The 19,437-nt window shown below is 63.9% G+C and carries 18 protein-coding genes; 16 read left to right on the top strand and 2 right to left on the bottom strand.

Annotated elements, in window-relative coordinates; all coding sequences use genetic code 11:
- Positions 1-32: 32 nt before the first annotated feature.
- Together tnpC and AC1ZQA_RS10435 are read left to right on the top strand one after the other, a co-directional pair.
- Complete coding sequence (gene tnpC / locus AC1ZQA_RS10440) at positions 33-1,628, top strand: IS66 family transposase (RefSeq protein WP_482676861.1); 1,596 nt, start codon at positions 33-35, stop codon at positions 1,626-1,628.
- Positions 1,625-2,173, top strand: a complete 549-nt coding sequence (locus tag AC1ZQA_RS10435; RefSeq protein ID WP_482676860.1) for a hypothetical protein — start codon at positions 1,625-1,627, stop codon at positions 2,171-2,173. The genes tnpC and AC1ZQA_RS10435 overlap by 4 nt, the downstream gene beginning before the upstream one ends.
- A gap of 57 nt (positions 2,174-2,230) precedes the next feature.
- Here the strand turns inward: AC1ZQA_RS10435 and AC1ZQA_RS10430 are convergent, their stop codons facing one another.
- Entirely contained in the window at positions 2,231-2,689 is a 459-nt protein-coding gene (locus AC1ZQA_RS10430; protein ID WP_482676859.1) for a relaxase/mobilization nuclease domain-containing protein, read from the bottom strand.
- Positions 2,689-3,000 carry a plasmid mobilization protein gene (locus AC1ZQA_RS10425; protein ID WP_482676858.1) on the bottom strand — a complete coding sequence of 104 codons (312 nt, stop codon included), beginning with the start codon at positions 2,998-3,000 and terminating at the stop codon, positions 2,689-2,691. The genes AC1ZQA_RS10430 and AC1ZQA_RS10425 overlap by 1 nt, the downstream gene beginning before the upstream one ends.
- A 330-nt stretch (positions 3,001-3,330) precedes the next feature.
- Between AC1ZQA_RS10425 and AC1ZQA_RS10420 the strand changes: the two genes are divergently transcribed.
- The 14 genes from AC1ZQA_RS10420 (at position 3,331) to AC1ZQA_RS10355 (ending at position 19,427) form a co-directional block, all read left to right on the top strand.
- A complete protein-coding gene (locus tag AC1ZQA_RS10420; protein WP_482676857.1) occupies positions 3,331-3,570 on the top strand; it encodes a hypothetical protein in 240 nt (79 codons plus the stop codon).
- Entirely contained in the window at positions 3,567-4,517 is a 951-nt protein-coding gene (gene trbB, locus AC1ZQA_RS10415) for a P-type conjugative transfer ATPase TrbB (protein ID WP_482676856.1), read from the top strand. The genes AC1ZQA_RS10420 and trbB overlap by 4 nt, the downstream gene beginning before the upstream one ends.
- Positions 4,518-4,547: 30 nt before the next feature.
- On the top strand, positions 4,548-7,115 hold the full coding sequence (locus AC1ZQA_RS10410) for an LPD7 domain-containing protein (RefSeq protein ID WP_482676855.1): 2,568 nt from the start codon (positions 4,548-4,550) through the stop codon (positions 7,113-7,115).
- A gap of 80 nt (positions 7,116-7,195) precedes the next feature.
- Positions 7,196-7,336 (top strand): hypothetical protein, encoded by a 141-nt coding sequence (locus tag AC1ZQA_RS10405; protein ID WP_482676854.1) that lies wholly within the window; start codon positions 7,196-7,198, stop codon positions 7,334-7,336.
- Complete coding sequence (locus AC1ZQA_RS10400) at positions 7,329-10,259, top strand: ArdC family protein (RefSeq protein WP_482676853.1); 2,931 nt, start codon at positions 7,329-7,331, stop codon at positions 10,257-10,259. Before AC1ZQA_RS10405 ends, AC1ZQA_RS10400 begins: the two co-directional genes overlap by 8 nt.
- A 144-nt stretch (positions 10,260-10,403) precedes the next feature.
- Positions 10,404-12,341 (top strand): type IV secretory system conjugative DNA transfer family protein, encoded by a 1,938-nt coding sequence (locus AC1ZQA_RS10395; protein ID WP_482676852.1) that lies wholly within the window; start codon positions 10,404-10,406, stop codon positions 12,339-12,341.
- A 28-nt stretch (positions 12,342-12,369) separates the two neighbouring features.
- Positions 12,370-12,663 (top strand): helix-turn-helix transcriptional regulator, encoded by a 294-nt coding sequence (locus AC1ZQA_RS10390; protein ID WP_055450455.1) that lies wholly within the window; start codon positions 12,370-12,372, stop codon positions 12,661-12,663.
- The gene (locus tag AC1ZQA_RS10385) at positions 12,629-13,999 is read left to right on the top strand and encodes a type II toxin-antitoxin system HipA family toxin (protein ID WP_482676851.1); all 1,371 of its coding nucleotides are present in this window, start codon (positions 12,629-12,631) and stop codon (positions 13,997-13,999) included. Before AC1ZQA_RS10390 ends, AC1ZQA_RS10385 begins: the two co-directional genes overlap by 35 nt.
- A gap of 83 nt (positions 14,000-14,082) precedes the next feature.
- Positions 14,083-14,664, top strand: coding sequence for a S26 family signal peptidase (locus AC1ZQA_RS10380; protein ID WP_482676850.1), 582 nt, complete (start codon positions 14,083-14,085; stop codon positions 14,662-14,664).
- An 84-nt stretch (positions 14,665-14,748) separates the two neighbouring features.
- Positions 14,749-15,102 (top strand): TrbC/VirB2 family type IV secretion system protein, encoded by a 354-nt coding sequence (locus AC1ZQA_RS10375; protein ID WP_055450437.1) that lies wholly within the window; start codon positions 14,749-14,751, stop codon positions 15,100-15,102.
- Positions 15,103-15,107: 5 nt separating this feature from the next.
- Positions 15,108-15,302: a hypothetical protein gene (locus tag AC1ZQA_RS10370; protein ID WP_055450436.1), complete on the top strand. Its 195-nt coding sequence runs from the start codon at positions 15,108-15,110 to the stop codon at positions 15,300-15,302.
- Complete coding sequence (trbD, locus tag AC1ZQA_RS10365; RefSeq protein WP_055450435.1) at positions 15,299-15,598, top strand: conjugal transfer protein TrbD; 300 nt, start codon at positions 15,299-15,301, stop codon at positions 15,596-15,598. The genes AC1ZQA_RS10370 and trbD overlap by 4 nt, the downstream gene beginning before the upstream one ends.
- Positions 15,595-18,045, top strand: coding sequence for a VirB4 family type IV secretion/conjugal transfer ATPase (locus tag AC1ZQA_RS10360; RefSeq protein WP_055450434.1), 2,451 nt, complete (start codon positions 15,595-15,597; stop codon positions 18,043-18,045). Before trbD ends, AC1ZQA_RS10360 begins: the two co-directional genes overlap by 4 nt.
- The gene (locus AC1ZQA_RS10355; protein WP_055450433.1) at positions 18,042-19,427 is read left to right on the top strand and encodes a hypothetical protein; all 1,386 of its coding nucleotides are present in this window, start codon (positions 18,042-18,044) and stop codon (positions 19,425-19,427) included. Before AC1ZQA_RS10360 ends, AC1ZQA_RS10355 begins: the two co-directional genes overlap by 4 nt.
- Positions 19,428-19,437: the final 10 nt, after the last annotated feature.

Below are 19,437 nucleotides of genomic sequence, written 5' to 3'. Positions count from 1 at the left end.
CCTTCGGGCTTTGCCATGGGCACAATGCTTTCATGCGTGCAGACCCCGCTCAAGTGCAGACCTATACCGCCCAGATCGTGGCGGGCATGGCGGTTGAGGCTCTCGTGCGGTTGCTGCAATCGCAAGCGCAGACCATCGTTGAGCAGCAGCGGCAACTGGCGTGGTTCAGGCGACAGATCTTCGGCAGCAAGAGCGAACGGCTGCAGAGCGTGGCCGATGCGCAGCAACTTCATCTCGGCCAGATTCTGGGTGATCTGCCGATCCCGCCACAAGCCCCCGAGGCTGGACGCCAAGTGGCCGGGCACACGCGGCGCGCACGCACGACAGATTGTGCTGGCGACCAGGACGCGACGGCGTTCTTCGACGCCGAGCGGGTCGAGGTGCAGGTCATCCACCTGCCGTGCGCCCAGGCGCAGGGGTTGCGTGCCGAGGAGTACGAGGTCATCGGCGAGAAGGTCAGCTACCGCCTGGCGCAGCGCCCGGGCGCCTATGTGGCGCTCAAGTACGTGCGCCCGGTGATCAAGCGGCTCGACACCGCGACCCTGCACTGCGCGCCGGCGCCGGCCAGCGTGTTCGAGGGCAGCCGCGCCGACGTGAGTTTCGTCGCCGGCATGGCGGTGGACAAGTTCCGCTACCACCTGCCGCTGTACCGCCAGCATCAGCGGCTGGCCGATGCCGGCTTCAAGCTCAGCCGGGCCTGGTTGACCCAGCTCATGCAGCAGACTGCGGCGCTGCTCGAGCCCATCGTGGATGCGCAGCTGGCCTCGATCCTGGGCGGGCATGTGATCACGATGGACGAGACCCCGATCAAGGCCGGCCGCGCCGGGCCGGGGAAGATGAAGGGCACGTACTTCTGGCCGGTGTATGGCGAGCACGACGAGGTGTGCTTCCCCCACTTCGCCTCGCGCCGCCATGAGCATGTGAGCCAAGTTCTTGGACAGTTGCCCAGTGGCACGGTGCTGCTGAGCGATGGCTACGCGGCCTATGCCCGCTATGCGAGGCAGACCGGAGTCACCCACGCGCAGTGCTGGGCGCACGCGCGGCGCCTGTTCTTCGAGGCGCAAGACGCCGAGCCGCGGGCGGCCACGCAAGCCTTGCAGCACATCACCGCGCTGTACCGTATCGAGGCCGAGATCCGCGCCGCCGGGTGGGAGGGTGCGGCCAAGCTGGCGCATCGCGCCACCCACAGCCGGGCGCGGGTGCAGGCGTTCTTCGCCTGGGTCGAGCAGCAGTTCGCGCAGCAGGGCCTGCTGCCGAGCAATCCGTTGACCAAAGCGCTGGCCTACGTGCGAGAGCGACGGGCAGCGCTGTCAGTGTTCATCGATGACCCGGCGGTGCCCATCGACACGAACCACATCGAGCGCGCGCTGCGTCCGATCCCGATGGGGCGGCGCAACTGGCTGTTCTGCTGGAGCGAGGTCGGCGCACGCCATGTGGGCATCCTGCAAAGCCTCATCGCCACCTGCGTGCTGCAGGGTATCGACCCGTACACCTATCTGGTCGACGTGTTGCAGCGCGTGGGCCGACATCCCCAGTCCCGGGTGGTCGAACTCACCCCCAGGCTGTGGACGCAGCACTTCGGGCAGGACCCGCTGTGCTCGGACCTGGACAGGGCCGCGCCCCGATGACGCAGCGGATCTCCACGCGCATTGTTGCCCAGGCGATCCTCACCGTCGACCGCATGGATCTGCGCGCGCGCGAGGCGCTCGCCGACGAGATCCATGCGCACCAGCCCACGCTGCTTGCCAGTGTGCTGGTCCTGCCGCGCCTGGGCGCCAGGCTGGAGCAGGTCGAGATTATCCTCAACATCCTCTTCGTGGTGTACCAGGCGATGAAGATCAGCGGACATGCATGGCCGATGGTCTGCGAGGATCTGCAAGATCGCTGCCTCGACCGCCTCGTGGCGAAGATGCTCTTCCTCGACGGCTTGACCACGCTGCAGCAGGCGCAGGCGCTGCAGCAGCAGATCGACTCCCACGCCGAGCCCAACCTGCTGGCGTTCGTCTACAGCCGCCTGCAGGATCACGACCTGCTGGACGTGAAAACCGATGCGATCATGTTCATGCTTCTGGCAGCGGTGAACCTCACCGAGTGCGTCGCAGCAGTATGCCCATCGCACACCACCAAGGCGGTGCAGCGGCGCACTGCCCGACGCGTGAAGACTGCTGCCTGATGCTGCTGCATCTACCCACCCAATAGCTCGAGCGCAATCACGCCGCTGGCTGAACGCTTACGGCTGAACGGCAATGAATTTTTCTGGATGCACCCGGTTGATGACCAGGTGCACATGATCATTGTCGGTGTCGCGGTGGGTGGCCCATGCGGCCTGATGCTCACCGTATCCCAGAGCATTCATGACTTGCTTGCAGGCGTGTTCGGCCTGCTTTGCAGTCGGGTGTTCTCCCTCTTGCCAGGTGATGGCGACGTGATAGACGGGGTTGCCTTGGAAGCGGCCCTTGCTGAAGCATCGTTCAGCGGTGGAGTCGCAGGCCGCGGCCAAGTCTTCAGCGTAGGCCAGACGGTGTTCGTCGAGCGACCAGTAGAGCCGTTCTTCCGGGATGTTGAAATGGCCACCGTCCAGATTCTGTCCAGGCGGCAGCTCCTCGTTGGCTCGCATGACATAGCGCATGACGTTGCCGAAACCCTTGCTGGGTGCCCCAGGCCTGAGGGTGATGACTTTGGCGAGCATCAGGGTGTCCTGCGGAGTTGAGCCGCAGTGCGCTGGAGATCTTCGACCAGCTTCCACCACTTGCGCCGATCTTCTGTGGTGGCCCAGCCCTTGTCCTTTGGGTAGAGGAGCTTGAGCAGCCGACCGAGCTGGTCAATGCTCTTGGCTGTGTCCTTGTCGGTTCGGCTGACCACTGGCTTCAGCAGGGATCGATCTCGGACAAGTTCGGAGACGGATGACCCGGCATGTGCAGCTTGTTTGCGCAGGTCTGCGATTTGTTTGGCCGTCATGCGGACGGTGATCCGCTGCAATTTGATCTGCTTGGTTTCCATGCAATGACTCTGTAGAGTGGCCCGGTTGGCGTTCGGATCTCGAACTGTGGACAAAATCCTTGCAAGGTAAGGGTTCGTCTGACGTTTTCCGACCGGCCTGCGGCCCGTCTCCAAACGCACACGAACGCCACTTGGTCAGGCTCCGCCCGACACCCGACTGCAACCGACCGGTCACCGGCGCGCTCCGATCTGCTCCCGATCGTTTCCGACGCGCCACCGAACGGCCTCCTACCGGTTCTCCGCGGTTCCCTTGTCGCACACGGCGCGGGCCGCCCCGCAGAGTCCAGGCATCGGCCCCACTCCCTGCGGGCCGCAACACTGGAGAAAAACATGGCATCCCCCGGAAAACTCTATGTCGTCGGTTTTGGTGGAACAGACTATCTCGTGCGCGCATTCACGCAGCGCGGTGCCGCCAAGGGACTGATCCGATCTCTCACCGACTCCGCCCTCGAAAACACCCGCCCGGCCAGCCAGGACGACATCCTGGAACTGGCGGGCAATGGTGTGCGCCCCATCGACGTGACCGCAACCGAACCCGAGGAGCCGTCCGCCGCCGGGAGTGAGGAGTGAGCGCCCAGCAGCTCACCCACGCCCGCCAGTCCGAGGCGCTGCGCCGGGCGATGGGATCGGAAGTCCTCGCGCCGCTCGATGACCCCAAGGTCGTCGAGATCATGCTCAACCCCGACGGCACCCTGTGGGTGGATCGTCTCGGCGAGGGCATGCGGCAGACGGCAAGCATCGACGCCGTGCGGGCGCTCACCATCGTCAACACAGTGGCGGCCATGCTCAATACCGTGGTGACGCCAGAACGTCCCATCCTCGAATGCGAACTGCCACTTGATGGCAGCCGTTTCGAGGCCCTGATTCCACCGCTGGTGGAACGCGCCAGCTTCGCCCTGCGCAAGAAGGCCACCCTGGTCTTCAGTCTGGCCGACTACGTTGCCAAGGGCATCATGACCCAGGCACAGATGCGGGAAATCGAGCAGGCCGTTGCTAGCCGACACAACGTGCTTGTGTGTGGCGGCACCGGAACCGGCAAGACCACGCTCGCCAACGCCATCCTCGATGCCGTGGCCCGAATCGATGGCGAACACCGTGTGGTCGTCATCGAGGACACCCGCGAGCTGCAGGTCAACGCCGAGAACGTTGTCTTTCTGCGCACCAGCGACAACACCGACATGACGCGGCTGCTGCGCGCCACCATGCGGCTGCGCCCCGACCGCATCGTTGTCGGCGAAGTGCGCGACGGCAGCGCTCTGGCGCTGCTCAAGGCCTGGAATACCGGCCATCCCGGTGGCGTCGGCACCGTCCACGCCAACGACGCCAGCGCCGCACTGATCCGTATCGGCCAGCTCATCCAGGAAGCGGGCGTGCCGCCCAACCCGGAGTTGATCGCCGAGGCGGTCAACGTTGTCGTGTCGATCAAGCGTACCGCCGACGGGCGCCGCGTCGAAGAAGTGGCCGCCGTGCGCGGCTGGTCGGCCAGCGGTGGATTTCATGTCGAGCGCATCGCGTGACCCAAACGGGCCGGCCCGCAGAGTCAGAGCATGGACATCACACAAACCTCCGCATTCCTCGACTTCGCCCGTATGCATGACGTGCATATCGATCCACATCGCCTGCAGGCCGATGGGCGCATCCACCGTGCTGATGTGGGCGACCGCCCCAATGGCAGGAATGACGCCGCCTATCTCCTGCGCGAAGACGGCACCGGATGGGTGACCAACTTCAAGGCAGACGGTAAACCCATTGCGTTTCGTCCGGAACTGGCGCGCGAGCTTACCCCTGAGGAAAGGCAGAAGGCCGATGCTGCCCGAGCCGCTTGGCAAGCGCAGCAGGCCGAACGCCAAAAGGCCGCGATCAGTGACAGCTTGGCGCGCTGGGAAGCCAGCCACGCCCCGAACAATTTCCCCTATCTGCAAAGCCCGTCTCTTCCAGCCGCCGGATTGCGGCAGCACAGCGCGCAGTTGCTCGTGCCGATGATCAGCCTCAGCGACGGCGAGCCCGGCTGGGTTGGCATGCAGCGCATCGCTTGGGCAGAGCCCGGGCAGTCGCCCGACAAGCGGTTTGTTGCCGGAACGCCCACGCAGGGCGCGTTCGCGGTCATCCCCATTGACGGTCATGACCCTGAAGCGCCGCTTCGCGCCTTCGAATCCGCCCGCACGGCACCGCGCGTTGTGATGTGCGAGGGAATCGGCAACGCGCTGGCGATTCACAAGGCGATCGGACTGCCCGTCATCGCCGCGCTCTCGGCGCAGAACCTGCCTGATGTGGCACGTGCCCTGCACGACCAGGTGCAAGGCCGCATCACCCTCTATGCCGACAACGACGGCGAGCGCGCAGCCCACAAAGGGCAGGCCAACGCCCTCAAGGCCGCCCGCATCCTCGGCAGCTCCCGCGCTGACATCGCCCTCCCCGAAAAACCGGGCGGCGTCACGCCCCCCGGCTACGACGCCCGCGACCAGCTCCGCGATGGCGGTACGGACGCGATCCGCAGCACCCTGGACCGTGCAGTTCCGGCCTGGATCTTTCAGCGCAGCCTGCCAAGCCTCGCGCAATCCACTGGGCCAGGACATCAACCCAAACCCATCACCCCCCACCTCAAGCAGGAGAACACGATGAACAAGATCGACAAGGCACAAGAGCAACGCGATTCGCTGCCGACCGCACAGGTGCAGACCGAACAGACGCCACCCCCTGACCAGCTAGAACAGAGCCAGCAGGCCACGTTTGCTGACCTCAACGCTGCGCTGGAGCAGGCCGAAGCGTCAGCGGCTGCGCCCGATGTGAGGCAAGTCACCGAGAAGACGACACCGCTCGGGAAGGAAAACAACGCTCCGCAATGGAGCGAAGCCTCCCTGCTTGACGCCTGGCGCGAAGCGGCGCGGCCCGCTCGGGAGACACGCGCCAAGGCGTGGCAAGACCTGAACGTGAAGCATCTGGCGGCAAGAGAGGATTTGTTCGCCAGCCTCGCGCAGCAGCGCGCCGAGATCGTCAAACAGCGCGGCGACCTCGATTTGCATGCTTTCGAGGCTGCAAAACAGATCGAGCACCTGCAAAAGTCGCAGATGGCAGAGCGTAAGACGCTGGCCAGCGGGCTGCCCATGGTGCCGACGCTGCGCGAGTTCCTGGAGCCGCATGCCGAGCGCGATCCCGTGGCCGCCCGCATGCTGGAACAGGAGAATGCCCGCGACCCTGCGCAGGAGAGTATTCGCGGCAAGCGCACGGCCGCGCTGGAGCCCGAAGCTCTTGAAGGCCTGACCCACGACATCGACGATGGACCGCCCAAGTCGGTGCACTATGCCCGCGACGGCGAGCGGGTCATGAGCGATCACGGCGAGCGCGTCGATCTCTATCAGGTCGATGACCGTGAAATCGAGGCCGCCTTGCGCCTGGCCGAACAGAAATTCGACATGGACAAGGGGCTGCAGCTCACCGGTAGTCGCGAGTTCCAGGAACGCGCAGCCGAACTCGCTGGACGCCTGGGTCTGAAAGTGCAGAACCCCGATCTGCAGCACACCTGGCAGGCTGGGCGTCTCCAGGCCATGCAACGCGACGAGCTGGCCGAAGACGTTCGTCTGACGGCTCCGGCGGTCGGGAAAGGAAGCGTTGAGCCTGCTCGCGTCAGCCGCGGCGACGATAGCCGTACCTACGCGGTCGATGCCCAATTCATGCAGGCCGAAGCGCTGCTAACCAAGCTCGACCACCATGGCTGGGACGGTCTGGACCGCGCCTCGCGCTACCAGCCTCTGACACCTGGGCAGCGCGCCCAGCTCCAGGGCCATGACGAACAGACCCAGCTCATCGATGACAAGGATCACCTCACCCCACTGGGCGAACGTGTCACCGAGCGCATGTGGGCCAAGATCGAGGCCGAGCGTGCGCAGCTGCAGCAGCAACTGCGCACCCGCAACATCGACGAAGAGCTGGAAAAGCGCCAGGAGCAAGAGAAGGAACGCGCGCAGGAAAAGGCCGAGGACAAACATGAGAAGGCCGTCGAACGGGAGATCGTCGCCCAAGAGCGCGCGGAGGAGCGCGAGATCGAGACAGTGCCGCGCGCGCACAACCGCCAACGGCCGGGGCAACCCAGCCGTGACATTGGTTTGGGCGGCTGAGCATCCGGGGCCACCCCGCAGAGTCAGGGTAGGGCGTCAATGCCTGATGCCCGCCTTGATCCATTCTTCTGGAGACCGTCATGCAAACCCCCGAAACCCTGCCAACCGAACCGACAGACGACTCGACTGAATTCGTGATCCTCCAAGCGCCCGATCGCGCAGCCGCTGAAGCGCTGGGCGCGGACATCGACGACACCGAAACGGAGGCCGAGCATGTCTGAGAACACCAAGCCCGAGGCGGCCGCTGCCAAGCCCCCGCGCGACCTGCGCCAAGAACTGACCACCAAACTGGTGCAGTCGCTGGAGCAGGGGCAGATCCCCTGGAATAAACCCTGGGTCGGCCAGGGTCTGCCCCGGAATATGGAAACCGGCCGCGAATACCGCGGTGGTAACCGCCTCATGTTGCTGCTGGAACAGGCCGACCGTGGCTACGTCGATCCGCGCTATGGCACGGTCAAGCAGATCAACGCGTTGGGTGGCCGCGTGAAAAAAGGCGAGCGAGGCATGCCCGTCGAACTCTGGAAGGAGCAGCCTTTCTATGAGCGCAAGGACATCACCGTCACCCTCAATGACATGCGCGTCAAGGTTTTTGCCGAGAAGAATGGCATGGCGCAGATCGGTATGCCGACTGACAAGGAAGACACGCTGCGCGTCAAGACCGGCGATCTGCGTGTTCAGCAGCGCACCAAGGACGGTCAGCAGGATTTGAGCTGGGCAGATGCCCGCAAACTCGACGCCTGGACCGCTCGCGTGCATACGGTGTTCAACGTCGCGCAGTGCGAGGGCCTGAAGATTGAACCGCTGGCTCCCGCACCGAACTTTGACACGGTGGCGCGGGGTGAATCCATCAAGGCCGCGATGGCCCGCGATGGTCTCAGCTACGCCGAACATCCCCAGCACGCTTTCTACTCGCCCAAGCGGGACGAAGTCTCGCTCCCGCCGCCCGGCGCCTTCAACTCCGAGCCAGGCAAGGACGACGGCGCCGCCCGCTACTACGGAACCCTGCTCCACGAAATCGGCCATGCCACTGGGGCAGCGCACCGCCTGAACCGCGAGGGCATCACCGGCGGGCACCGGTTTGGCTCCGAGGGTTACGCCAAGGAAGAACTGCGCGCCGAGCTGTTCAGCATGTTCATGGCTGCCGAAACTGGTATCCCTCATGATGAGGAGCAGCACAAGGCCTACATTCAATCTTGGGCCAAGGTGCTGAAGAACGACAAGAACGAAATCTTCCGCGCTGCGGCGGAAGCAGGCAGGGCGGTTGACTATGTGCTCGACAAGGAGCAGAGCCTGCAGGTGGCGCAGGAGCGGCTGGCATCCGTCAAGGCGGCCGAGCTGGCGGCGCAGGCGCTGGATGGCAAACAGTCGGCGTCCAATCTCGGCAAGTACTTCCAGCAAATCGAGGACGATCTTGACCGACAGGTCAACGACATCCTCGACCATGCGGAGCAGCCGACCAAGCAGCCCCTGCGTGAGCTGCGCCGCGAGTCCATCGACAACCTCAATCCAGACCTGCGGCTCGGTGTTGAGGCTTACAGCTTCCTCGCCGTGGACAAGGGTACTGGCGCGTATGCGTTTGATGAATTCGCCGACATCATCAACGCCCGGTACGACTCGCCGCAAGCACGCGCCATCGCTGATGCATTCCGTGCCGTACCGGATGGCGTTCTGACAGTCAATGCGAACCGCACGGTTTCCATCGACTTGCCCGCTGTGCGTGACCAAGTACCCCAGCACGAACTCGCACCCAGACCGCCGACGCTGCGCGAAGCCCTTGAGGAGGATGGCTGGAAATTCAAGGCATCGACGGGCTCCTATGAAAAAACATTCGTCCTGACCAAGGACAAGAGCAGGGGCGGCGAGTTCACATACGGGAAGTCTGAAGTCGAAAAAATCCTGATCGCCAAGACCGCTGCACAGGGGCTCGTCATCGAGAGTGGCTGGGATGATGTCCCTGTGCCGGGGACGGCTGGCGTCGCGCCCAGGGAGGCGGCCCGGTTGCTTGACGCCGCAGCGAAAGAGCGCCTTGCCACAGAGCATGCGCACCTTCGTGTTGTGGCGGTTCGTGGCGCGAATGAACCAGCCAGACCGCAATCCGGGGAGCAGGAACAGGCACGCCACAAGGCGCCCCACGAGATGACCTTTGCCGAGTTCCGCGCGGAAGCCAGCGCAGTCAAGCTCGGGCCGGGTCACGGGCGGCAATGGGAAGTGTTCGACGGAAAGCAGTCTCTGGGGTTTGCCGACGGGCCGACGGAGGAGGGCGCACTGCGTCAAGTGCACAAGCGCGAAGTCAACAACGCGCTGTATGGCAACCAGCTCGACGCGCCAGCCTACTTGCACACATCCATGCCGCCGCTGCATGTTCTGGCTGAGTATCCCGATCTGCAGAAGCAGTTCGCGGGAGTCATTGAGGCAAGGCAGCCAGCGGCAATCCTTGCGCAAGAACCCATGCAACAGCAAGGAAAGTTCAAGTCCGTCGAGATCGATGCTCCGGCGGCCTGGGGCAGCGCTCTGGTGAACCGGGATGAGAGTGGCCTTAGCCAGAGCGAAGCCGCTTGCGTCAAGGAATGGGTCGCGAACCAAGGAATCGGCTGGCCGGTGTCCATGTCAGACCAGACCTTCATGGGCCGTCACGAGGGGCTGCTGACCGAAATGGCGACCTATACCTTCCTTGTCCCGGAAAAGGACATCGGCCTGAGCGGAGTCGGTGGCAAACAACCCACCACACCGGAGATCACGAAGCCAAGCGCCTACGACGAGGCGATCCAGAACTTCGTCCTAGGTGGCGGCGCCGAGAAAGACGCCCGCTCCATACTGGACAGTGAACTGGCAGGCGACTTCGACCCGAAGCACCTGCCGAAAGCATTGGTCTTCCACGGATTTGCCAAACCAAGCGGTGCCGAGAAACTGGCCACTGCCATCCTTGCCGAAGAGCACCAGAAGATTCTGGACAAGGAGGATCGCAAGGCCTCCGAGTTTCATATGGCGCAGCAGGTCGAAGAGGCTGCGGGCAAGGACAAGCCGAACGGGGCGGAACGAGCGGCCGACAAAACCCCCGATCGGGCTGATGACGACAAACCCGAGCGCCCAGCGCGGCCGCGCCTGCGTCAGACCAGTCGCAAAGTCGCCTCTATGGAGCGCTGATCCAGCAGACGCCCAGCGGCAGGTGGCGCAAAACAGCCGCAGCGCGCGACCGGATTCCTTCCGCTTCTGGTGATCCTTGCCGGGGCGCACGCCGACTGGCCCACGTCACGGGCGACTTCCCCTATCTGAAGAGGCAGCACAGCCATGAGCACACCATCCGAAGCCATCTATCACATCCCCAAGGCGCAGAAAGACATCACCCGCTTCGTCTGGACAGGTCTGGGTCTGTTCCTCATGATCGTGGTGCTGTCCACTTGGGCTGCGACCGAGTATGCCGCGTGGGGCTTCGGTTTCAGCGCGGCCTTGGGCGAGCCGATGGTCCCGCCGTGGTTGTATGCCCCATTCGACATTCTGATCTGGACCTTCAAATACAACCGCATCGAGTACGGCCAGGCCGTGCTGGATATTCTGGAACGCGCCCACCTCATCATGGGTGTTGGCGGCTTCCTCTCCCTGGTGTTGCCCGTCGGCATTGCTTACCGCCGATCGCGCAAGGCCGATGCCGAGCGCAACGACCTGCACGGCTCGGCGCATTGGGCAACAGACACCGAAGTCGCAGCCGCTGGCATCCTGCCCGACGACAAGAACAAGGGCGGGGTGCTGTTCGGCGCCTGGAACGATGGACAGCATGTGCGCTACCTGCGGCACAAAGGGCCGGAGCACATGATGGTGTTCGCACCCACCCGCTCCGGCAAGGGGGTGGGCATTGTCATACCGACCCTGCTGGCCTGGGACCAATCCGTCTTGGTGCATGACATCAAGGGTGAGAACTGGGCCTTGACCAGCGGATTCCGCGAGAAGGTGCTGGGGCACCGGGCCATCAAGTTCGATCCGACCTCGCCGGATTCCGCGCGGTTCAATCCCCTGCAGGAAATCCGCATGGATGGCAACCTGGTGAAGGATGTGCAGAACATCGCCACCATGATCGTCGATCCCGACGGCAAGGGCCTGAACGACCACTGGGCCAAGACCGGCTTCGATCTGATGACGGGGGTGGTGTTGTTCGTTCTCCTTTACTGGGACGGCAAAGGGCCTGAAGCCCGCCTGCGCTGCCTTCACACGGTTCAGGCCATTCTTTCCGACGGCGGCCCGATTCGCGAGATCGCCAAGGAGGCAGCCGCCCGCAATCAGTCTGAAGATGCTGAGCCGATGGAAGGTTCGCAGGCCGTGATGACCTACATTCGCGACGTGGCGCTGGAGAAGGGGGCACAGAGCACCGACCCCCATGCTCGCACCGGCTGGGCCGCAGTCGCGCAGGCCAGCCAGTCGTTTCTCAACAAGGCGCCCAACGAAGCCTCTGGCGTGCTCTCCACCGCCCTGTCTTTTCTCTCCCTCTACCGCGACCCCATCGTCGCCGAGAACACCCGCGTCTCCGATTTCACGCTGGAGAGCATCATGGGTGGCGCCGACGTGAACGGCAAGAAGGAGGCCCGCAAGACGGCGCTGTACCTGGTGGTGCCGCCAAGCGACAAAGACCGGCTCAAACCCCTGCTGCGCCTGGTGATCAACCAGGTGGTGCGGCGCCTGACCGAAGGCATGGACTTCGATGCGGGCGGGGCGAGCAAGAGTCGCTATCCCCATCGCCTCCTGCTTCTGCTCGATGAGTTTCCCAGCCTGGGCAAGCTCGACATCTTCCAGGAGGCCCTGGCCTTCATCGCCGGTTACGGCCTCAAGGCGCTGCTCATCGTGCAGGACTTGAGCCAGCTCTTTGCCGCCTATGGCAAGGACGAATCCATCATCAGCAACTGCCACATTCGCGTGGCCTACGCCCCGAACAAGATCGAGACGGCCGAGCTGCTGTCCAAGATGGCCGGGCAGGCCACCGTCAGCCATACCCAGCGGCAATACAGCGGCAACCGGCTTGCCGTGCTGTTGCAGAACGTCAACACCAACGAGCAGATCGTGCAACGCCCGCTGCTCACGCCCGACGAATGCATGCGCCTGCCCCCAGACGACGAACTTGTGTTCGTTGCTGGTCATGCCCCGGTGTACTGCCAGAAGATCAAGTATTACCAGGACGCGGCGCTGGCTGAGCGCATCAAACTCGGGGCGGCGACATCGACGGGAAGAATGTCAAAATAAATGGACAAATTACTTGGAAAGCACAAAAATGTCCTATATGAAGGACATTCAAGTGCGTCAACTTCCATCGCTGAATGCGCAGGACCTCGGTCGCGCATTCCGTGCCGAGCGCAAGGCCCAGGGCAAAAGCCAGGCCGGAATCGCTGCGCAGATCGGCACCAAGCGCCAGACCATCGTAGCCTTGGAAGCGGGCCGCAACGTGGGTCTTTATACCGTGTTTGCGGCTCTCGCCGCGTTGGGAAAGGGGTTACTGATCGCCGACCCGCGTGCCGAACTGGATCGACTCGATGAGTATTTCGGTGATGAAGACGAAAGAGCTTGAAGTCTCCACTCCACAGGGAGATGCAGGCCATCTGCGCCGCGAATCGCAATACGTCTTCAATTACAACCGCGGCGTCGACCTGTCGTGTGAGATTTCGCTGACCATGCCGCTGCGGGCGCAGAGCTATAGCGGCAACGTGTTGCCCCCTATTTTCACGATGAACAGGCCGGAAGGCTGGCTGGCACAGGAGCTTGTGCGCCGCATGGCAAAGCAGGGCCCCGTTGACGACATGCGCCTGCTTGCCATCACGGGCGATCACCAGATCGGGAGGTTGCGCTTCAGTGAGCCGAACACGCCTGGGCGCGGCAGGTCGGCTCAGATCGGGCTGCGCGAGATTCTGACGGCCGGATCATCCGCCGAGGTCTTCGCCTTCCTGGTTGATCAGTACGTCGATTCAGGAATCTCCGGCGTTCAGCCAAAAGTCATGGTTCCTGACGCCGACAGGCCGCTGCCCCCAGCAAGCAGATCCACTGCCACTGCGGCTGATCTGATCGTCAAATCGGGCGGCGATCAATACCCTGGATTGGCCGCCAATGAATTCCTTTGCATGAGTGCAGCGCGTTATGCGGGGCTGGAGGTTCCTGAGTTCTGGCTGTCCAACGATGGTCAGCTCTTTGTCATGAAACGCTTTGATATCGCTCCAGACGGCGCCCGCCTTGGCTTCGAGGACATGGCCGTGCTCATGGGCAAAACCGCCGATCCCTATGGGCGCTACAAATACGAGGGCAGCTACGAGAACATCGCTCGGGCGGTGCAACTGTATTGCGGTGCCGAAGCCCCGCATTCCCTGGGCCGACTGTTCGAGAGTGTGGCTCTGTCCATGATGGTGCGCAACGGAGACGCGCACCTCAAGAACTTCGGGGTGCTGTACTTGCACCCGCATGCCGCACTTGCGCCCCGCCTCGCCCCAGCCTACGACATCGTGACGACCACGGTTTACAGCTATGAAGATGCGCGCACCGGCATACAACTGAATGATCGCACCCTGGCCCTGAAGCTGGCCGGCTCCAAGTCCTATCCGTCCCGCGAGCAGTTGATTGACTTCGGACGGGCGGCCTGTCACGTCAACAACCCTGCCGAAGTCGTTGAGCGGATCGCCGACGGCATGTCCCAGGCACTGGACGAACATGCCGACCTGCTGTCCAGCGCCATGGGCAACAACCTGCGCGAAGAGTGGGATGCCGGAAGACTGGCGTACACGGCAGACCCTCCCCGTCAGGCACGCGTTCTGTCTGTGCCAAAAACTGATCGAAGAGGGCTGGACGAACCACCGTCGCAACAGGCTGATCGTCCTAAACCAGCCCGCAAAACGTCTCGCCGCGACCTAGGTCGTTGAGTTTCAGCCAACACACTACCCGGGGCCACCCTGCAGAGTCAGGGTAGGGCGCAATGTCGCGCCCTGCGAAGCAGGAGCCCGGCATGAGCATTCCCTACGCCAGCGAACAGGCAATCACCAGACCACGCAAACCGCGCTGGGAACGCGCCGCCATTCCTCTCGCCGCCCTGGCGGCGACCGCCGTGGCCGTCAACGCTCTCTGGTGGTATGGCTGGCGGATCAACTGGACGGAGAGCGAGCCGCTGGGTTTCTATCGCCTGCTGCCTGTGGATTCCAGAACGGCGATCCCGCGCGGCGCCCGTGCGGCGTTCTGCCCCCCGCCCTCGGTGACGCCGCAGGCCTTCCCGTTCTACATGAAGGGCGACTGCCCTGGTGGTGGCATGCCGATGTTCAAACAGATCGTGGGCATCCCTGGCGACCGCATCACCGTCACCCCGCAATCCGTCAGCATCAACGGCCAAGCCTTGCCACACAGCGGCCAACTTCCTGGCTCCCCGACCTACCCCAGGGTGCATCTGCCCTACCAGCACGGCACCTTTGTGCTCGGCCCCGACCAATTCTGGGTCTATGGCAGCGGCGCGCGCCCAGACCTGGCGGGCCAAAGTTTCGACAGCCGCTACTGGGGGCCGATCACCCGACAGGACATCCGGCGGGCGGCTCCTTGACTGACGGGCCACCCCGCAGAGTCAGGGTAGGGCGCCGATTTCCTGCTCCCTATTTCCTTCCTCGTGACCTCGAAAGGCATTTCCATGAAACGCTTCAAACTTCTTTCTATTCACCATCGTCTGCGTGCCGCAGTCGTGCGGCGCAGTCTCCTGGCATCCGCGGTCTTCGCCGCCACGATAGCCGACGCCTTCGCTACCGGCGCGGGTGGTCTGCCCTGGGACAGCGCCGTTAGTACCCTGCAGAACGATCTGACTGGTCCGGTCGCCACGGCGATCAGCGTCATCGCCTTCCTCGCTGCAGGCGCTGCCCTGGTGTTCGGAGAAGAACTTGGTGGCATCGCCAAGAAGGCTCTGTACGTCGTCCTGGGGGTGGCCTTCATCGTCCTGGGCAACAAGTTTCTTCAGGTGCTCGGTCTGAGCGGCGCCATGGTGTTCTGAACCCCATGATGCACCCCGCCCACACCGAAGCCGGGCGCGGCGGGGAGACGACTCCCCGCCCCCAACTGTCCGAGATGCTGCTCGCCGTTGTGCAGGCCCTGGTCGAGCAAGGTTGGGGCTTGCCGCAGATCGTTGCTGCCATGCGCTACACGGCCGACTTGACCGAATTCACCGACCGCGTGACCGGAGTTCCACAATGAACGACACCAAAACCCCCATTCATGATTCTCTCAATCGTCCCATCCTGATGATGGGAGGCGAGCGCCAGCTCGTGCTGCTGCTGGCCATCGTCGCGGGCATCTTCATCTTCTCACTGGCGAAACTCTGGGCCGCGATCATTGGCGTCACCCTGTGGATGGTTGGCCAATGGGCGTTGTCGCGCGCAGCCAGCTACGACCCGGTGCTGTCGAAAACCGGTAGCCGCCTGTTGAAGTACCGTCGCCACTATCCGGCGCAGGCCTCGCCCTTCGCTAAAGCGCGCGAGGTGCGGTCATGATGGCGCTCAAGGAGTTCCGCACGGCGGCCTATGGCCTACCCGATCTGCTGCCCTGGGCGGCGTTGGTGGACAACGGCATCGTGCTGACCAAGAGCGGTGGCCTGATGGCCGCCTGGGAATACCGTGGCCCCGACCTGGACTCCTCCACGCAGGAGGAGCTGGGCGCAATGGCCGCCCGGGTCAACGCCGCCCTCAAGCTCGGCGACGGTTGGATACTGCATTGCGACGCCGTGCGCTCCCCTGCGCCCGGCTACCCGCCCCCCGGCGCATTCCCCGACCGCACCACACGACTGATTGACGACGCCCGGCGCAACAGTCACGAACGCAGTTTCATCGGCTACCGAAGCCGCTTCATCCTCACCGCGACCTGGTTCCCCATGCCGGATGCCGCCAGCAAGACGGCCGACCTGTTCGTCGAGGGCAGGGTCAAGGCCACGGCCAGCCGCAATCTGGAGCGATTCAAGGAGCAGATCCGCGAGTTGGAGGCAAGGCTGTCGACGCTGCTGGACATTCGACGACTGACGGACACCATCGATGCGCGCACGGGCGTCATCACCAGCCCGATCCTGGCCCATCTGGAGCAGTGTGTCAGCCTGCTGCCGGACCGCCGCCCCTTCCGCATGGCGCATACGCCGATGTATCTCGATGCCGTGCTGGGTCAGCACGACTTCACGACTGGCTTCGTCCCCCGCATCGGGCGCCGCAATCTCTCCTGCATCGCCCTGACCGGCCTGCCGCCCGAGAGCTTCCCCGGCATTCTTGATGTGCTCTCGCGGCTTCCTGTGTCCTACCGCTGGAGCAGCCGCTTCATCTATCTCGATCCTGGGCAGGCCGAGAAGACGCTCAATAAATATCGCAGCAAGTGGGCGCAGAAGCGCAAGAGCATGATGAACCTGCTGCGCGAGAACGCTGGCGGCCAGGCCACCCACATCAACGCCGATGCAGACCGCATGGCCAATGACGCCGTGCAGGCCCTGGCCGAAGCCTCCAGCGGCATGGTGCTGTTCGGCTATTACACCAGTGTGCTGTTGCTCTCGCACGAAGATCCGGAAGTGCTGGATGAATCCACCCGCGAGATGGTCAAGCTCATCGAGAACCGTGGTTTCGGTGCACGGGTGGAGGACGTGAATGCCGTCGAGGCCTACCTTGGCACGCTTCCCGGCAATACCGTCGCGAACGTGCGCCGCCCCATCATCCATACCCTCAACCTGGCCCATTTGCTGCCGCTGACCGCCGTCTGGGCTGGACCCGATACGAACCCCTGTCCGTTCTACCCTCCCAACAGCCCGCCGCTGCTACAGGCCAAGACCGATGGTGGTACGCCGTTCACCCTCAGCCTGCATGCGGGTGACCTGGGTCACAGCGCCATTCTTGGGCCGACGGGCGCCGGCAAGAGCACCCTGCTGGCCCTCGTTGCGGCCCAGCAGTTCCGCTACCCCGGAGCGCAGGTCTTCGCCTTCGATAAAGGCTATTCCATGCTGCCGCTGTGCTGGGCGGCTGGCGGCGAACACTACGACATCGCCGGCGAGCATGGCGATCTGGCCTTCTGTCCCCTCGGCCGCGTGAACGAATCCAATGAGCGCGTCTGGGCTGCGGAGTGGCTGGAACAGCTCTGCGAACTGCAGGGTGTCAAGGTGATGCCGCACCACCGGCAAGAGCTGTTCCGCGCCGTCAACCAACTCGGTGCCTCGACGGAGAAGATGGCGCAGCGCACCATGACCAACTTCCTGGTGCTGCTGCAGGATCAGACCCTGCGCGAAGCCCTGCAGGCTTATACCCTGCGCGGCATGGCTGGGCATCTTCTCGATGCCGAAACCGACAGCCTGGGCGAGGACGTGTTCCAGGTGTTCGAGATGGAGCACCTCATGAACAAGGGCGACAAGCTCGTGCTTCCTGTGCTGGCCTACCTGTTTCATCGCATCGAGCAGCGCTTCAAGGGACAGCCGACGCTGCTGATCCTGGACGAGGCCTGGATCATGCTCAGCCATCCTGCCTTCAAAGCCAAGATTCGGGAATGGCTCAAGGTGCTGCGCAAGGCCAATGTCGCCGTGGTGTTCGCCACCCAGTCGCTCACCGACCTGGTGCGCTCGGGCATCGCCGACGTCATTTTCGAGTCGTGCCCGACCAAGGTTTTTCTGCCCAACCCTGAAGCCGAGACCGAGAACATCCGTCCGCTCTATGAAGGTGTGGGCCTCAATGCGCGGCAAATCCAGATTCTGGCCTTTGCCACCCCGAAACGCCAGTACTACGTCATGCACCCGGACGGCCGTCGCCTGTTCGATCTCGGCCTGACCGGCCCTGAGCTGGCGTTTGTCGGGGCCAGCGGCAAGAACGACATCGCGCGCATCCGGGAGCTGCGCGAGACCCTAGGCAATGCGTGGCCCGCCCAGTGGCTGCGCGAACGCGGCCAGTCTGATGCCGCACAACTGTGGGAGAGTTATCAGTGAAATCCTTCAAACACACCCTTCTTGCTGCTGCACTCGCCGCGGCGGCCACCTGCCATGCGCAGACCTTCCAGGCGAGCGCGCCCGCACCGGCGCCTGTCCCGACCGCGCAGCAGAGTCTGAGCACGGCCGCGAATGCCAACGGCACCGCGACCTACAACGCGGGCATGTCCTATTACAACCAGCAGGCATATCAGGCTGCTGCGAACACAGCCCAGGACATCTCCAACCAGGACGCCCAGAACGTCGGCAGCGGTTATGGCGGCGGGTTTGGCGCCACCGACGCATGGCAGCAGGCCGCTGACCAGGCGCAAACCGTGGCCAACCAGAACCAGGCGCAGGCCGACAATCAGATCCCGATCCAGAACCAGAACGAAGCGCAGCAGGGCAGCAGCCTGAGCAGCGCAACGAACGCCGCGCAGCCGACGGCACAGTCCAACAGCACGGCGGCGCAGAGCGCGGCAGGGCAGGGCAGCAGTCAGTCTTTTGCCGACATCGGCGCCCAGACCAGCGTCCAGCAGGGTCAGCCCTCGGTGACGAACAACACCGGCGAATACATCATCGCCGGTGCGGCAACCCAGGCGCTGATGAATGGGTTGGCAACGAGTGGGTACAGCGCCAACATCGCTGCCTATCAGGCGGCCCAGAACGCTGCAGCCTGTTCGGGCTGGAATGCAGGCTGCGCAGCATTCTGGTGGGCTGTCAACGCCTCTGAGCAAGCCATCGCGAATACGGCCTACGCCAGCAATGTCGCGGCAGCTCCGGTGCTCGGCACCGCGCTCGACGTGGCCGCCGCCGCATCCGCTCTCAAGAGCGCGCAGGGCACGCTGAACCAGATCAGCAGCATGACGGGCGTGCAGCAGGGGCAGACCGCCGGCGCCACGACTGCATCGGCCGCATTCAACCAGACCAGCAGCCAGACCGGTGTTATGCAAGGGCAGCCGCAGACGGGCACCGATACCAGCTACACCGGCGCTGCCGATGCTCAGCAGGCTGCGCTGGGCAGCGCCGCGCAGCAGAACCAGAATGCCACCGTTACGGCAGCGCAGGCTGGGATTGCAGCCTTGAACGCGCAGTATTCCCGCGACGCCGCAAATCAGATCGCCAGCTACGACACCAACCAGGCGCAAGTCACCGGCGATCCCGACTGGACCTCGGCTGCGCAGATTGCGCAGCAGGAGGTGACGAGCCAGGGCAACATCTACGACGCCCAGGCGGCGATCCAGAGCCAGGCCATTGCCACCGGCAACACCACGGCCGCGCAGGCAAGCGCCATGGCGCCCGGCATCGGAAACACCCTGAACACCGCCGCGCAGAGTGCCGCCACGACGCAGGCCAACACCACCCTGCAGGCCATCGCCGCCCAGTCCGGCACCGCACAGTAACCCAGATCCC

Source organism: Thiomonas sp. DCM-2 (assembly GCF_056820905.1).
The sequence above is the reverse complement of the archived record's forward strand: the minus strand, read 5'-3'. Positions and strand labels throughout refer to the sequence as shown.